This is a genomic window from Paraburkholderia sartisoli, assembly GCF_900107685.1.
GTDB classification, from domain to species: domain Bacteria; phylum Pseudomonadota; class Gammaproteobacteria; order Burkholderiales; family Burkholderiaceae; genus Paraburkholderia; species Paraburkholderia sartisoli.
In genome coordinates this window covers 1-16,183 of record NZ_FNRQ01000014.1, presented here as the reverse complement: position 1 = coordinate 16,183, position 16,183 = coordinate 1, and the positions used below count along the sequence as shown (strand labels likewise).

General features: G+C 63.2%; 12 protein-coding genes. 2 read left to right on the top strand and 10 right to left on the bottom strand.

Going from position 1 to position 16,183, the window contains the following annotated elements:
* Positions 1-41: 41 nt before the first annotated feature.
* The 8 genes from mraY to coq7 form a co-directional block, all read right to left on the bottom strand.
* Complete coding sequence (gene mraY / locus BLV45_RS25910; protein WP_090538042.1) at positions 42-1,211, bottom strand: phospho-N-acetylmuramoyl-pentapeptide-transferase; 1,170 nt, start codon at positions 1,209-1,211, stop codon at positions 42-44.
* Between the two features lie 17 nt (positions 1,212-1,228).
* The gene (locus tag BLV45_RS25905; protein ID WP_090538040.1) at positions 1,229-2,656 is read right to left on the bottom strand and encodes a UDP-N-acetylmuramoyl-tripeptide--D-alanyl-D-alanine ligase; all 1,428 of its coding nucleotides are present in this window, start codon (positions 2,654-2,656) and stop codon (positions 1,229-1,231) included.
* Entirely contained in the window at positions 2,653-4,209 is a 1,557-nt protein-coding gene (locus tag BLV45_RS25900) for a UDP-N-acetylmuramoyl-L-alanyl-D-glutamate--2,6-diaminopimelate ligase (protein ID WP_090538039.1), read from the bottom strand. The genes BLV45_RS25905 and BLV45_RS25900 overlap by 4 nt, the downstream gene beginning before the upstream one ends.
* Positions 4,206-6,080 carry a peptidoglycan D,D-transpeptidase FtsI family protein gene (locus BLV45_RS25895; RefSeq protein WP_090538037.1) on the bottom strand — a complete coding sequence of 625 codons (1,875 nt, stop codon included), beginning with the start codon at positions 6,078-6,080 and terminating at the stop codon, positions 4,206-4,208. The genes BLV45_RS25900 and BLV45_RS25895 overlap by 4 nt, the downstream gene beginning before the upstream one ends.
* Positions 6,077-6,433, bottom strand: a complete 357-nt coding sequence (ftsL, locus tag BLV45_RS25890; RefSeq protein ID WP_090538035.1) for a cell division protein FtsL — start codon at positions 6,431-6,433, stop codon at positions 6,077-6,079. Before ftsL ends, BLV45_RS25895 begins: the two co-directional genes overlap by 4 nt.
* Positions 6,430-7,383 carry a 16S rRNA (cytosine(1402)-N(4))-methyltransferase RsmH gene (gene rsmH, locus BLV45_RS25885; protein ID WP_090538033.1) on the bottom strand — a complete coding sequence of 318 codons (954 nt, stop codon included), beginning with the start codon at positions 7,381-7,383 and terminating at the stop codon, positions 6,430-6,432. The genes ftsL and rsmH overlap by 4 nt, the downstream gene beginning before the upstream one ends.
* Before the next feature lie 15 nt (positions 7,384-7,398).
* On the bottom strand, positions 7,399-7,827 hold the full coding sequence (mraZ, locus tag BLV45_RS25880; RefSeq protein WP_090538031.1) for a division/cell wall cluster transcriptional repressor MraZ: 429 nt from the start codon (positions 7,825-7,827) through the stop codon (positions 7,399-7,401).
* 462 nt (positions 7,828-8,289) lie between these two features.
* Positions 8,290-8,931: a 2-polyprenyl-3-methyl-6-methoxy-1,4-benzoquinone monooxygenase gene (gene coq7, locus BLV45_RS25875; RefSeq protein ID WP_090538029.1), complete on the bottom strand. Its 642-nt coding sequence runs from the start codon at positions 8,929-8,931 to the stop codon at positions 8,290-8,292.
* Between the two features lie 291 nt (positions 8,932-9,222).
* On the opposite strand from coq7, the gene BLV45_RS25870 reads away from it, so the two are divergent.
* The gene (locus BLV45_RS25870) at positions 9,223-10,410 is read left to right on the top strand and encodes a porin (RefSeq protein ID WP_090538027.1); all 1,188 of its coding nucleotides are present in this window, start codon (positions 9,223-9,225) and stop codon (positions 10,408-10,410) included.
* Between the two features lie 228 nt (positions 10,411-10,638).
* Here the strand turns inward: BLV45_RS25870 and BLV45_RS25865 are convergent, their stop codons facing one another.
* Complete coding sequence (locus tag BLV45_RS25865) at positions 10,639-12,312, bottom strand: long-chain fatty acid--CoA ligase (protein WP_090538025.1); 1,674 nt, start codon at positions 12,310-12,312, stop codon at positions 10,639-10,641.
* A gap of 171 nt (positions 12,313-12,483) precedes the next feature.
* On the bottom strand, positions 12,484-14,562 hold the full coding sequence (locus BLV45_RS25860) for a molybdopterin-containing oxidoreductase family protein (protein ID WP_090538023.1): 2,079 nt from the start codon (positions 14,560-14,562) through the stop codon (positions 12,484-12,486).
* A 170-nt stretch (positions 14,563-14,732) separates the two neighbouring features.
* On the opposite strand from BLV45_RS25860, the gene BLV45_RS25855 reads away from it, so the two are divergent.
* Positions 14,733-15,929 (top strand): M20 aminoacylase family protein, encoded by a 1,197-nt coding sequence (locus tag BLV45_RS25855; protein WP_090538021.1) that lies wholly within the window; start codon positions 14,733-14,735, stop codon positions 15,927-15,929.
* The last annotated feature ends 254 nt before the right edge of the window (positions 15,930-16,183 follow it).

The window sequence follows — 16,183 nt, the reverse complement described above, 5'->3', positions numbered from 1 at the left end:
AGACAGCGACGGACCGTCACCACTCAGCGCACTCGGCGCACTCAGCGCAGCTTGAGCGTGGACAGACCGAACAGGCACAACATGAGCGTGATGATCCAGAAGCGCACCACCACCTGCGTCTCCTTCCAGCCCGACAGCTCGAAGTGGTGATGCAGCGGCGCCATCTTGAAGAAACGCCGCCCTTCTCCATAGCGGCGCTTCGTGTACTTGAACCAGGTGACCTGCAATATCACCGACAGCGTTTCCGCGACGAAGATGCCACCCATGATGAAGAGCACGATTTCCTGGCGCACGATGACCGCGATCGTGCCGAGCGCGCCGCCGAGCGCGAGGGCGCCGACGTCGCCCATGAACATCTGCGCGGGGTGCGTGTTGTACCAGAGAAACGCAAGCCCGGCGCCGCTCATCGCCGAACAGAAGATCAGCAGCTCGCCCGCGCCGGGAATATGAGGGAACAGCAGATACTTCGAGTAAACCGAGCTGCCCATCACGTAGGCGAACACGCCGAGCGACGCGCCGACCAGCACGACCGGCATGATCACGAGACCGTCGAGACCATCGGTGAGATTCACCGCATTGCTCGCGCCGACGATCACGAGATACGTCAGCAGGATGAAACCCCAGACGCCGAGCGGATAGCTGATCGATTTCACGAACGGCAGCAACAGGTCGGCGCGCGCGGGCAGGCCCATCGACAGACCGCTTCGCACCCATGCCATGAAAAGATCGAGCACGCGCACGTTGCTCGCTTCCGACACGCTGAAGGCGAGATAGACCGCGGCGAACAGCCCGATCACCGACTGCCAGAAGTATTTTTCGCGCGACGACATGCCGCGCGGGTCCTTGTGGACGACCTTGCGGTAATCGTCGACCCAGCCGATCACGCCGAAGCCAAACGTGACGAGCATCACGATCCAGATGAAGCGGTTCGTCAGGTCGGCCCACAACAGCGTTGCGACGCCGATGCTGATCAGGATCAGCACGCCGCCCATCGTCGGCGTGCCGGATTTCACGAGGTGAGTCGGCGGGCCGTCTTTGCGGACGGCCTGGCCGACCTTCATCTCGGTCAACTTGCGGATCACGGCCGGGCCACAGACGAGCCCGATCACGAGCGCGGTAATGGTCGCCGCGACCGCCCGAAAAGTCAGATAACTGAACACGCGCAAAAAGCTTGCGTCATTCTGCAGCCATTGCGCCAGCGCCAGAAGCATGCCTCGGTCCTTCTATTTCAGTGTGCGCCGGGCGTCGTGCCCGGTGCGGAGGGTTGTGGACTCGTCACGGCGTCCACCACGCGTTCCATTTTCATGAAGCGCGAGCCTTTCACGAGAATCGTTGTATCCGGCCCGAAGCCAGCCTGCTGCAAATGCGCGACGAGCGCGGCGGCGTCATCGAAATGACGCGCGTTAGCGCCGTATGCGCTGCATGCGTCGCGCGTCGCGTCGCCCGTGGCGAGCAACGTGTCGATGCCGCGTTCCTTCGCGTACGCACCGACTTCGCGGTGAAACGCAGGTCCGCTGTCGCCCACTTCGCCCATGTCGCCCATCACCAGCACGCGCGGCGATGCGCACCCCGCGAGCACGTCGATCGCGGCGCGCATCGAGTCGGGGTTGGCGTTGTACGTGTCGTCGATGACGGTTGCGCCCGCGAACGAGCCCGACGCCGCGCGCTTCACCTGCAAACGGCCCTTCACCGCGCCGAACGCTTCGAGACCACGCCGGATCGCGTCGAGCGACACGTTCGACGCAAGCGCCGCCGCGGTTGCCGCGAGCGCGTTGCGCGCGTTGTGCTCGCCGAGCACCTGCAGCGCGACTTCGACGCGGCCTTGCGGCGTGTCGATCGTCAAACGGCTGCCGTCGAACGTGCCGCTGACCGCGGCTTCGGTCGAGCGTCCCGCGACTGCTCCCGCCGGGGAATTCAGCGCGAAGTCGATGATCTGGCTGCCCGTCGCGGCGACGCGCCAGATGCTCGCGTACGGGTCGTCGGCGGGGAAAACGGCAACGCCTTCCGGTTTCAGCGCATGAATCACGCTCGCGTGTTCGAGCGCGACCGCTTCGACGGTCGCCATGAATTCCTGATGCTCGCGCTGCGCGTTGTTGACCACCGCGACGGTCGGCTCGGCGATTTTCGCGAGCAGATCGGTTTCGCCCGGATGGTTCATGCCGAGTTCGACGACCGCGAGCCGGTGCGCGCCGGTGAGACGGAAGAGCGTGAGCGGAAGGCCGATGTCGTTGTTGAAGTTGCCGGCGGTCGCGAGCCGCGCCGGTTCGCCCACCGCCGCCGCGAAGATCGACGCGATCATTTCCTTGACCGTCGTCTTGCCGTTGCTGCCCGTGACCGCGACGAGCGGCATCGAGAACCGCCGGCGCCAGCCGCGCGCGAGCGCGCCCAGCGCAACCCGTGTATCGGCGACCCGCAGCGCGGGTACGCGCCAGTCGCCCGGGCTGCGGGTGACGAGCGCGGCGCTCACGTGGCGCGTCGCGACTTCCGGCAGGAAATCGTGCGCATCGAAACGGTCGCCCTTCAGCGCGACGAAAAGATCGCCGGGGCCGGCCGTGCGGCTGTCGGTCGAGACGCGCTCGAACGTCACCGATTCGTCGCCGAGCACGGTCGCGCCCGGAATCAGCGCAGCGGCTTCACGCAGCGAATACATCGTCATTCGCCACCTCCGCGAGCCTGTGTCGCGCGCGCGGCGAGCGCGAGGCGGGCGTGATCCTGATCGGAGAAAGCGCGCTTCCTGCCCATGATTTCCTGGGTTGCTTCGTGCCCCTTGCCGGCCAGCACGATCACGTCCTCGCGCGCGGCGTGACGGATCGCATGCAGGATCGCGCTTGCACGGTCGTCGATGCGGCGCGCCTTCGTGGCGTCCTTCATGCCCGCCACGATCTGGTCGATGATCGACGCCGGATCTTCGCTGCGCGGGTTATCGCTCGTCACGACGAGCACGTCCGCGAGCGATTCGGCAATCGCGCCCATCAGCGGTCGTTTCGTGGCATCGCGATCGCCGCCGCAACCGAACATGCAGACGAGTTCGCCGCCGCGCGCAACCGCGATCGGACGCAGCGCCGCGAGCGTCTTTTCGAGCGCGTCGGGCGTGTGCGCGTAATCGATCACGACGAGCGGTTCGTCGTTCTGCAAGCGGCCGCCGAGGCGTTGCATGCGTCCGTTTACCGGCTCGAGCTTTTCCAGTTCCACGAGCGCGGCGTCGAACGGCACGTCGGCGGCGAGCAGCGCGCCCAGCACGCCCAGCAGATTGCTCACGTTGAACGCGCCGAGCGTCGCGACTTCCACGTCGGCGTCGCCCCATTCCGACGTGGTCAGATGAAAGGCCGTACCCGTCGCCGTCGCGCGAACGTTCGACGCGACGAGCCATGCGTCGGACGGCGCGGCTTCCGCCGCTTTGTCGTGAGCGCCTTCGATGCCGTACGCGATCGTGCGCACCTTGCCATCGGCGCTTGCGAGCAGGCGGCGGCCGGCTTCGTCGTCGCAATTGATCACGGCCGAATGCAAACCGGGCCACGCGAAGAGGCGCGCCTTGGCCGTCTCGTAGGCGGCAAAGGTGCCGTGATAGTCGAGATGATCCTGCGTGAGGTTCGTGAACACGGCGATGTCGAACGACGTGCCGTTCACGCGCCCCTGATGCAGCGCGTGCGACGACACCTCCATCGCGACAGCCTGCGCACCGGCGTCGCGCAACTGCGCGAGACTGCGCTGAAGCTGCGGGGCGTCCGGCGTCGTGAAACCGGTGTGGACGAGCTGGCCCGGCATGCCGCTGCCGAGCGTGCCGATGATCGCGCAGCGCGTGCCGGTGGCCGTCAGCGCCGACGCAATCCACTGGCTGCACGACGTCTTGCCGTTCGTGCCCGTCACGCCGACCACGCGCATCGCGTCGCTCGGATCGTTGTACCAGGCGCTCGCAATCGGGCCAGCCAGCTCGTTCAGCGCCGGCACGGCGAGCGCGCTGGCCGGATCGATTGCACCGGTGAAGTTTTCGGGCTGAACGAGCACCGCCGTCGCGCCCCGTTCGATCGCGCTGTCGATGAACGGACGGTTGTCGGCGCCATCGACGGCGTACGCAAGAAACACGTCGCCGGCCGCGATCGAGCGCGTGTCGGCGTGCAGATGCGCCGCGGGCTGCACGCGGGCGTGCAGCCAGGCGAGCGCGTCGGCGATTTGCCGGTGCGCCGGATGCGCGGAACGCAACGCGCTCATCTGAGCACTCCGGGACGGGTCTTCGCGGTATCCGCGATGGTGAGTTTCTTCGCGCCGCCGCCACCGGTGGCGAGCTTCTTCGCCACGGCGGACGGCGCGGCCGGCGTCACGGGCGGCGCCGTGTCGTCGGACACCACCATCTGCTTGACCGGCATATCCGGCGGCACGTTCAACGTGCGCAGCGTATCGCCCACGATCGACGAAAACACCGGGCCCGACACCTGCCCGCCGAAGTGGCTGCCGGCCGTCGGTTCGTCGACCGAAACGGCGACGACGATGCGCGGATTCGGCATCGGCGCCATGCCGACGAACGACGCGCGGTACTTCGATTTGTCGTACCCGTGGGGGCCGTGCTTGTACGCCGTGCCGCTCTTGCCGCCGACGCGGTAACCCGGCACCGCCGCATCCGGCGAGGTACCGCCGGGCGCCGTCACGCTTTCGAGCATGACGCGCACTTCACGCGCGGTGGTCGGCGAGAAAATCTGCGTGCCGGACACCGGCGGGTCGCCGGGCGTGTGAAAAATCGACACCGGCACGATCTTGCCGTCGTGCGCGATCGCAGTGTACGCGCGCGCCAGCTGGAACAGCGAAGCCGACAGGCCGTAGCCGTACGACATCGTTGCCTGCTCGATGCGCCGCCAGCTATGCCACGGGCGCAGACGTCCCGCCGCCGCGCCGGGGAAGCCGACCTTCGGCGCCTGACCGAGGCCGATGCTCGTGTACATGTTCCACATCTCTTCCGGCTTGAGCGTCATGGCGATTTTGGTGGCGCCAATGTTGCTCGACTTCTGGATCACGCCGCCGACTGTCAGCACGCCGAACGCACTGTCGTCGGTGATCGTCGCGCCGTCCAGCACGAAACGGCCCGGACCGGTATCTACCAGTGTAGTCGGCGTGACGCGATGCAGATCGAGGGCGAGCGAAACCGTGAACGGCTTCATGATCGAGCCCGGTTCGAACACGTCGGTCAGGATCCGGTTACGCAGCTGCTCGCCCGTCAGGCGCGAGCGGTCGTTCGGGTTGTACGTCGGATAATTGACGAGCGCGAGCACTTCGCCCGTGCGCACGTCGATCACCATGGCCGCGCCGGCCTTCGCCTTGAATTTCTCGACCGCCGCTTTCAGGTTCGTGTACGCGATGTACTGGATCTTGCTGTCGATCGACAGGTCGACGTCGGTGCCGTTGTGCGGCACAACCTGCTCGTCGACGTCCTCGATCACGCGGCCCATCCGGTCCTTGATCACGCGGCGGATGCCTGAAGTGCCGGCGAGCAGCTTCTGGTCGCCGAGTTCGACGCCTTCCTGGCCTTCGTCTTCGACGTTCGTGAAGCCGATCAGGTGAGCGGTAATCTCGCCTTCGGGGTAGAAGCGCTTATATTCGCCACGCTGATAGATACCGGGAATGTCGAGCGCGGCGACTTTCTGCGCGACGTCGACCGGCACCTGGCGCTTTACGTAGACGAAGGTCTTGTCCTCCGAGAGCTTCGCGCGCAGTTCCTTCTGCGTCATGCCGAGCAGTTTGCCGAGCGCGGTCAGCTTGTCCGCGCCGAGGTCGTCGGGCACGGATTCGGGAATCGCCCAGATCGCGCGCACCGGCAGGCTGGTGGCCAGCACGAGCCCGTTGCGGTCCAGAATCTTGCCGCGCGTGGCCGGCAGTTCGAGCGTGTGCTGATAGCGGCTTTCGCCCTGCTTCTGATAAAACGCGTTGCCCGGGCCCTGAATCCAGAACGCGCGCGCAGCCAGGGCGACGAACGCCATGAAGAGCAGAAACACGACGAGCTTCGAGCGCCACATCGGCAGGCGAACGGAGAGGATCGGGTTCGCCGAAAACGCGACGCTCTTGCCGCCCTTGTGGTTCGTCGATTTCTTCATCGCTGACCTCGCGGGCGGGCTGCCGACGCCGCCGACGCCGAGCCGGCGTCGGAAGTCGGCACCGGTGCGTCTTCGGCTGTCGCCGCGCCGGCGGCGAGCGTCAGATATTGCGTGCGGCCGGTCGTGGCCGGCTGCATCTTCAGCGAGGTCGTGGCGATCTGCTCGATGCGCGAGGTCTTCGACAGTGCGCTCTGCTGATATTGAAGCTGTGAATAATCCTGCTGGAGCTGCCGCTCCTGCGACAGCGCGCGCTGCAACTGGATAAAGATCTGTCGTTGCTGATTGGTCGCGTTGACAACGGAAAGCGCGCAGCCCATCACGACGATCAGAAGGAAGATATTGAGGCGGTTCATGGCGCGATACGCTCCGCGACGCGCATCACCGCCGAACGGGCGCGCGGGTTCGCGGCGACTTCTTCGTCACTGGCGAACACACGGCCGATGATTCTGAGCGGCGGGCTGGGCAGATCGACGGCACGGATCGGCAGGCGGCGGTCGACCGCAGGCGCACTCGCGTGCGCCTGCATGAATCGCTTGACGATCCGGTCCTCGAGCGAATGAAAGCTGATCACCACCAGCCGCCCCCCTTGCTCCAGCAACGACAACGCTGCTTCTAAAACGACTTGCAGCTCCGCAAGCTCTTGATTGACGTGAATCCGTATAGCCTGAAAGGTGCGGGTTGCCGGATCCTTGCCCTTCTCACGGGTTTTGACGACGTTAGCCACGATTTGGGCAAGCTCGCCCGTGCTGACGAGAGGCCCAAGACGGTCGGACTCTGCCCGGCGAGCAACAAGCGCCTTTGCAATCTGAAAAGCAAACCGTTCTTCCCCATAATCTCGTATCACCTCCGTCAGTTCCTGCACCGTGGCCCGCGCGAGCCAGTCAGCGGCAGACTCGCCGCGCGTCGGGTCCATCCGCATATCGAGCGGGCCGTCGGCGCGGAAACTGAAACCCCGCTCCGGATCGTCGATTTGCGGCGACGACACACCCAGATCCAGCAACACACCCGATATCCGCCCTACCCCGCGTTCCGCGATCGCGTCACGCAGTGAAGCAAAACTTTCATGCACGATCTCGAAACGCGAATCGACGATCTGCTGCGCCGTGGCGATCGCGAGCGGGTCCTTGTCGAACGCAATCAGGCGTCCGCCTTCCCCCAGCCTGCTCAACACCAGACGGCTATGGCCGCCGCGACCGAACGTGCCGTCCGCATAGACGCCGTCCGTGCGCGTGACGAGCGCATCGACCGCTTCTTCCAGCAGCACCGTGCGATGCTGCAGTTCGTTTCCCATCGCAGGTGCCATATATGTAAACCGCGATCAGAACGTGAAATTCTTCAACGCATCGGGCATGCCTTGCGCCATTGCCGCCTGTTCCTTCGCGGCATAGGTCTGCGCATCCCATAACTCGAAGTGGCTGCCCATGCCGAGCAACATCACTTCCTTTTCCAGCATGGCCGCCATCCGCAATTCGGGCGAAACCAGCACGCGGCCCGCGCCATCGAGATCGACGTCCGACGCGTTGCCGAGGAAAATCCGGCGCCACCAGTGCGCGTCCATCGGCAGCGCGGCGATCTTCGCGCGGAAGACCTCCCATTCAGGGCGTGGAAAGAGCAACAGGCAGCCGTCCGGGTGCTTGGTGATCGTCACCCGGCCTTCTGCCTGCCCTTGCAGCGCTTCGCGATAGCGGGACGGAACCGACATCCGTCCTTTCGCATCGAGAGTGAGCGCCGACGCCCCTTGGAACACTTCTGCTCTCCTGTCGACCAGAGTCCGCGCTTTAGCGCGCTACTCTGGTCCCATGCAAATTTTTGCGGTTAACCAGAGTTGACGCTTTGGCGCCCTAACCTGCCGGACGTTGAACGACGCCCGCGTGATCTCGAAAATTTACCCGAAATTAACTGGTAAATCACACAAATGTACACTTTCTCACACTGTCTCCCACTTTAGAGGAACGCTAAACACGGGTCAAGGGAGAAACACGCTTTTTCGAGGAATTTTGTTTGCTAGAACAAGGACTTAGCGCCACATGCTCACGTCACATCTAAAACAGAAAATCGTTATAAATGAACGAGCTACTGCGACAAGTGAAGGTGATACTTGAAAAGCGAGGGGGAAAGGCGCGGCACGTAAGCAAACTGAGAGGAAGAAAAGCGCGGATCACCAGCGATGAAGCGGAGCGACGCGTCGCGCGCCGTTCCGCCAGTGGGATTAAACGTAATACGCGGTACGTGTCATGATTTTCGAAGCAGCGCGCATCAGCGCACGCGCGGGAAACGGCAGGTCGATACCGCCCGCATCTATCGCGGCCTTGCCGTGCGCGGCTTCATCGATGCGCATCTGCTCGACGATGGCGCGCGATTCGCGATCGGCTTCCGGCAACTGCGCCAGATGGCCGTCAAGGTGGTGCTCCACCTGCTTTTCGGTTTCGGCCATGAAGCCGAGGCTCACGCGATCGCCGAAACGACCCGCCACGAGACCCAGCGCGAGTGAGCCCGCATACCAGAGCGGATTGAGCAGGCTCGGACGTGAATCGAGCGCCTCCAGACGGCGCGACGTCCACGCAAGGTGATCCTCTTCTTCGCGGGCGGCATGCTCGAACGCTTCCTTCAACGCGGGCGAGCGGGTGGCGAGCTTTTGCGCCTGATACAGCGCCTGGGCGCACACCTCACCGACATGATTGACGCGCATCAGACCCGCGGCATGCGCACGTTCGGCCGGCGACATTTCGACGGCAGCCAGATGATCGTCCGCGGCAACCGGCGGAAGCGGGACGGGACGCGACATCCGCGACACGCCCGTGATCGAACGTAACCCCCGGTCAAGCTCGGTAATCAACTCATCAAGCGTCATCCAGGCCTCCCTCGAAAGCTTGCACCACGGAAGAGCGCCAAGCTTTGTAAGGCTTTGTCTTTGCACGACAAAACACGTTTTTGCAGAACCCCAAAAGCGGGGATAACCCGGCATTTTAGCTCATGTTGCGTAAACGAAACAGGAGGTTACCGGACGGTCGGCTTTTCCTTTGTGCAGGTAGGTCGTTTTGTTACATTACGTGCAACTTCTCGCGAAGTTACATCAAGGCAGCCAAGCACGACAAATATTCGCCTTGCAATAAAAGATTCGTATTTCCTTGGAGATTATTCGATGAAAAAGTCGCTTCTCGCTCTGGCAGCGCTAGGCACGTTTGCGGGCGTCGCTCATGCACAGAGCAGCGTGACCCTGTACGGCATTATTGATGAAGGTTTCAACATCAACACGAATTCGGGTGGCAAGCACCTGTACAACCTGTCGAGCGGCGTGCTTCAAGGCAGCCGTTTCGGTCTGCGCGGCACGGAAGATCTGGGTGGCGGGCTGAAGGCCATCTTCGTGCTCGAAAACGGTTTTGACGTGAACAACGGCAAGCTGGGTCAAGGCGGTCTGATGTTCGGTCGCCAGGCTTACGTCGGTCTGTCGAGCCAGTTCGGCACGGTCACGCTGGGTCGTCAGTACGACTCCGTCGTCGACTACGTCGGTCCGCTGGAAGCCGGCGACCAGTGGGGCGGCTACATCGCGGCTCACCCGGGTGACCTCGACAACTTCAACAACGCTTACCGTACGAACAACACCGTCAAGTTCGCGAGCAAGAACTACAACGGCCTGACGTTTGGCGGCACGTACAGCTTCGGCGGCAAGGCAGGTGATTTCTCCGGCAACCAGATCTGGTCGTTGGGCGCTGGCTACGCGAACGGTCCTCTCGTTCTCGGCGCTGGTTACCTGAACGCACGTACGCCTGCAGCTTCGGGCGGCCTGTTCAACAACGGTGGCACGATCGCATCGAACACGGGCACCTCCCTTTCGAACTACGCAGTGGCCTCGCCGGTGTACGAAGGTTTCGCATCGGCTAACACCTACCAGGTTATCGGCGCTGGCGGCGCGTACACGTTCGGCGCGGCAACGCTCGGCCTGACGTATTCGAACGTCCGCTTCGCAAATCTGGGCGCTTCGTTCACATCGCCGTACAAGGGTCAGTCGGTTACGTTCAACAACGCGGAAGTCAACTTCAAGTACCAGTTGACCCCGGCACTGCTGATCGGCGCAGCGTATGACTACACGCGCGGCGCGGACATCGGTGGCGGATCGCGAGCCCAATACCACCAGGGCGCAGTCGGCGTCGACTACTTCCTGTCGAAGCGCACCGACGTGTACGTGACGGGTGTGTACCAGCACGCTCTGGGCGACACGCTGGACCAATTGGGTAACGTTGTGAGCGCAAAGGCAGGCATCAACGGCCTGACGGGCTCGTCGAACCAGAACCAGTTCACGGCTCGCGTCGGTATCCGTCACAAGTTCTAATAAGTCGTAAAAGAAGCTGTTTACCTCAAAGGCGCCTTCGGGCGCCTTTTTTTGTGCCCTGTGGTCTCCGTCATGACGCGTTGTGCGGCACTGGCGACCCGATCGCAGCCGGCAAGCTCACCGAATCGCGCGGCGACGAAAAACGGCTCGACAGGCACATGCCTGTCGAGCCGTTTTGTCCCACGTCGATGCGCCGATGCCGCGGGCGGGCGCGACTACCTCACCGCTTCAAACCCGCCCGTCGCGCAACTCGCGCCGCAGTATCTTGCCGACATTGCTCTTCGGCAACTCGGTGCGAAACTCGATGAGCTTCGGACGCTTGTACCCCGTCAGTTGTGTCTTGCAGAAGGCGAACAGATCGTCGTCGGTGAGCGCCGGGTCCTTCTTGACGATGAAGAGCTTGACCGCTTCGCCCGAACGCTCGTCGGGCATGCCGACCGCCGCGACCTCGAAGACGCCCGGATGCTTCGCGACGACATCCTCGATCTCGTTCGGATAGACGTTGAAACCGGACACCAGGATCATGTCCTTCTTGCGATCGACGATCTTCACGAAGCCCCGCTCGTTCATCACGCCGACATCGCCCGATTTGAAGAACCCGTCCGCGGTCATGACCTTCGCCGTTTCGTCCGGCCGGTTCCAGTAGCCGGCCATCACCTGCGGGCCGCGGATGCAGATTTCACCGGGCTGGCCGAGCGGCACTTCGTTGCCGTCGTCGTCGCGGATCGAAACTTCCGTCGACGGCAACGGCAAACCGATCGTGCCGCTGTATTCGGTCACCGTCACCGGATTGCACGTGACGCACGGCGAGGTTTCCGACAATCCGTAACCCTCGACGATCGGCGTGTTCGTCTTCTCGAACCAGCGTTTCGCGACCGCCTCCTGAACGGCCATGCCGCCGCCGTTCGCGGTGATGAGCTTCGAAAAATCGAGCTGTGAAAAATCCGGGTGATTCAGCAGCGCGTTGTACAGCGTGTTCACGGCCGGAATCGTCGTGATTGCGTAGCCGCGCAACGACTTGATCATGCCGCCAATGTCGCGCGGATTCGGAATAAGCACGCCAAGGCCACCGGTACGGATCGTCAGCAGGCCGCACACGGTCAGCGCGAACACGTGATACAGCGGCAGCGCGACCACGGTGACAAACTGGTCGATATCGCCGCGGCCGTGGCGCCCCGGGTCCATCCATTCATGCGACTGCAGAACGTTCGCGACGAGATTGCGGTGCGTGAGTGTCGCGCCCTTCGCGACACCCGTCGTGCCGCCCGTGTACTGGAGAAACGCGACGTCTTCGGGGCCCTGCTGTACGGCCTTGAACGCCTGACGACCACCTTCGGCGACAGCATCGTTGAACCGGACGTGACCGGGCAGACTCCATGCCGGCACCATCTTCTTCACGCGCCGCACGACGAAATTGACGAGCATCCCCTTCGCGCCCATCAGATCGCCCATCGCCGCGACCACCACGTGCTTCACCGACGTATGGCCGACAACCGCCTGCAACGTGTTCGCGAAGTTTTCGAGGATGATGATGGCTTCGGCGCCGCTGTCCCTGAGTTGATGTTCGAGTTCGCGGGGCGTGTAAAGCGGGTTCACGTTCACGACGACATAGCCCGCACGCAGGATCGCCGCGATGGCGACCGGATATTGCAGCACGTTCGGCATCATGATGGCGATGCGCGCGCCGCGCGCAAGGCCCTTCGACTGGAACCAGGCGCCAAGCCTGCGCGACAGATCGTCGAGCGTACCGTAGCTGATTGCCTTGCCCATGCAGGCGAAAGCCGGCTTTGCCCGGTGCTCGCGGAAACTCTCCTCGAGCAGATCGGCAACCGACGTGTACTGCGTCGGATCGATCTCAGCTGGAACGCCGGGCGGATATGATTTCAGCCAGATTTTGTCCATGCGGCGTCGTCTCCCTGTATTTTCGAATGGTCGTGCTAAAACACGCATCCTAGCATGCACACTCTGTCGTTTTTCTCGAAAGAAACCCGGGTTAGACGTGACCCTCGAACCGTCGCCAGACGGTTCGGCCGGGTTGTCGACGACCTTTCCGTGCGCGTCAGCGCGCCGGAATTACGCGCGCTCGACTTCGACCAGACAATCGTAGAAGGTGGCGGAACCGCCGAGATCGGTCAGCGCCTGACTCGTGACCTGATTGGCGTTACGCCCATCTGGCGCAAGCTTCTTCCACCAGATCGACAGACCGACGACGAGACCTTCGCGAGCCCGCTCCGTCACACGGGCGCGCGCCTGCATGGAGCCGCGGTCGTTGAAGATGCGCACCAGATCGCCGTCGTGAACGTCACGGCCCAGTGCGTCGGATGGGTGAATGTCGAGGTGCGGTTCGCCTTCGGTGGAGCGAAGGCTCTCGACGTTCACAAATGTGCTGTTGAGGAAATTGCGCGACGGCGGCGAGATCATCGCCAGCGGAAAGCGCGCGGCGAGCTCCGGCGCGCCGTCGGCGGATTCGTACGGCGGCAGATAATCGGGCAACGGATCGAGTCCTTCCTGCGCGAGCCGTGCGCTGAAGAACTCGCACTTGCCGGACGGTGTGCGGAACGCGCCTTCAGCGAGCGGCGCATCGGGCAGATTCAGTTTCACCCATCCAGCGGTTTTGAGCGATTCCCAGTTCGAACCCTTGAGCGCCGCATCGTCCCAGCGGAACGCGCCAGCCGCGACGGCTTCGTCGCTTTCGTACAGAGCCGGCTCTTCGAGCGCCATGGCCCGCGCGATCCCGCGGAAAATTTCCGTGTTCGGACGCGCGTCGCCGACCGGCGCAATTGCCGGCAGGTTGGCCATGACGTGCGTGTGCCCATATGACTTGTGTACATCCAGATGCTCGAGTTGCGTCGTGGCCGGCAGCAGCAGATCGGCGTAATCGGCCGTGTCGGTCTGGAAGTGTTCAAGCACGATCGTGAAGAGATCGTCGCGTGCGAATCCTGCGGCGACCTTTTCCGAATCGGGCGCCACGGCGACCGGGTTCGAGTTGTAGACCACAATCGCCTCGATTTTCGGACCGAACCGGGCATCGCCGGGATGGGTAAGTGCATCGCCGATCGCGTTCATATTGATGATGCGCGGCTGCTTCTGCGGCCCGCCCGGAATCAGATCGGGTCGCTCGAGTGCGTGCGAATTGACCGGCGTCCAGCCCGACGACGACAGCAGCAACCCGCCCGCGCGGTCGCGCCAGGCGCCGGTCAGCGACGGCAGGCAGGCGATAGCGCGAACCGCGTTGCCACCGCCACGCACCCGCTGCATACCGTAGTTGAGGCGGATCGCCGCTTTTTGGGTACGCCCGTAAAGAAGCGCGAGATCGACGATGACCTGCTCATCGATACCGCAGATCTTCGCGGCGCGCGCCGGCGGATACGCCGCAGCACGGCCGGCCAGCTCGTCGAAACCGAGCGTATGTGCATCGATGTAGTCGCGGTCGAGAAGGTTTTCCCGGATGAGCACGTGCATCATGCCGAGCGCCAAAGCGGCGTCTGTACCGGGTTTCAGGGCAATGTGCTGATGACACTTTTCGGCCGTGAGCGAGCGATATGGATCGATCGCGACGAGCCTTGCGCCACGGCGCTTCGCTTCCTGCGCGCGCGTCCAGAAATGCAGGTTCGAGGCGATTGGATTGGAACCCCAGATCAGGATCAGCTCGCTCTCTTCGAAAAACTCCGTGAGCATGCCGAGGCTCGCGCCATACGTATATTTGAGGCCCGCCGCGCCGGCGGCCGCGCAGATCGTCCGGTCGAGTCGCGAGGCGCCCAGCTTGTGAAAGAACCGCTGCGCGATGCTGTCGCCCTGCACAAGACCCATCGTGCCGGCATAGCTGTAAGGCACGATTGATTCCGGCGCGCGTTGCGCGATTTCGGACAGACGCGCGCCAGCCAGCTTGAACGCCTCATCCCAACTGATCGGCTCAAACCGGCCTTCGCCTTTGCGGCCGACGCGCTTCATCGGCGTCGTCAACCGCTGCGGGTGATGCACCCGTTCCGCATAGCGACTGACCTTCGCACAGAGGACACCCTGCGTCGGCGGATGGTCGGGATCGCCCGTCACCTTGATCGCCTCGCCGTTTTCGACGGTTACGCGCATTGCGCAGGTATCCGGGCAATCGTGCGGACAAACTGCACGGCGAAATTCGGCGGGAGCGTTCATCGGGAATCCGGGAAGAAGAGAGGCGTCTGCTAGGCAATGTGTAATTTTATTACGTTCACAGCGCGGCGGCGGCGGCGTTCTGCCAAAAAGGCCGTTCGGCGTAGAATGGTCCGATCCGGGCTCGGGCGTCCCGCCTCGAGCGACTTGCAGCCAATGACGCACTCACGACCATGAAACTCATCCCGGAAATCCAGGCCGCCCACGGCGAAATCCAGACTCTCCGACGAACGATTCACGCGCACCCCGAACTGCGTTACGAGGAAACCCAGACTGCGGATCTCGTGGCCAGAAATCTCACCGCCTGGGGCATCGAAGTGCATCGAGGCCTCGGTAAAACCGGAGTGGTGGGCGTCCTGAAACGCGGCACGAGCGAGCGATCCGTCGGTTTGCGCGCCGACATGGATGCGTTGCCGGTACACGAACTGAATACCTTCGAGCATCGCTCGCACAATGACGGAAAGATGCACGCGTGCGGCCACGACGGCCATACGGCGATGCTGCTCGGTGCGGCCCGATATCTCGCGGAACATGGCGATTTCGACGGCACGATCGTGTTTATCTTCCAGCCTGCGGAAGAAGGCGGCGCCGGCGCTCAGGCGATGATCGACGACGGGTTGTTCACCCGTTTTCCTGTCGATGCCGTCTTCGGCATCCATAACTGGCCAGGCATGCCGGCCGGGAACTTCGGCGTGACTGAAGGTCCGATCATGGCATCGAGCAACGAATTTCGCATTGAAATCACAGGGGTTGGTTCGCACGCGGCACTGCCGCACAACGGACGCGACCCGGTTTTTACGGCCGTTCAAATCGCTAGCGGACTTCAAAGCATCATTACGCGAAACAAAAAGCCGCTAGATACGGCGGTGCTGTCGATCACGCAGATTCACGCCGGTGACGCAGCCAACGTCGTACCCGACGTTGCGTGGATTGGCGGCACGGTTCGCACGTTCACGACGCAAACTCTTGACCTGATCGAAACCCGACTCCGGAAGATCGCCGAAAGCACGGCCGAGGCATACGACTGCTCGGTCAAGATCACCTTCCACCGAAACTACCCACCGACGATCAATAGCGCGGAAGAGACCCAGTTTGCCGCCGAGGTAATGAAGGAGATCGTGGGCACCGAAAACGTCAACGACTCCGTCGAGCCGACGATGGGCGCTGAAGACTTCTCTTTCATGCTCCTGGCGAAGCCGGGATGCTACGCATTTTTAGGCAACGGCGACGGAGGCCATCGCGATAGCGGCCATGGTGCCGGTCCGTGCATGCTTCACAACGCAAGCTATGATTTCAACGATGCCCTTCTGCCGGTTGGGTCGACGTACTGGGTGCGTCTGTCGCAGCGCTATCTGGGGCGGGCGGGGTGAGTTGAGGGGGGATGGTGGAGACGCGGGCGGAGGGTGAGGCTCCGCGCCGTCCGGCTGGACCTGCCGCAGGGGGCCTGAGGTCGGCCACGCTATATGGATGGCCGGGGGCCGTAATAGGTAATGGCCGTAAACGCAGAAACCCCACCTTTAGGGGGTGGGGTTTCTGTTGCTGCTGGGGAGCCTGACGATTACCTACTTTCACACGGGCAATCCGCACTATCATCGGCGTGGAGTCGTTTCACGGTCCTGTTCGG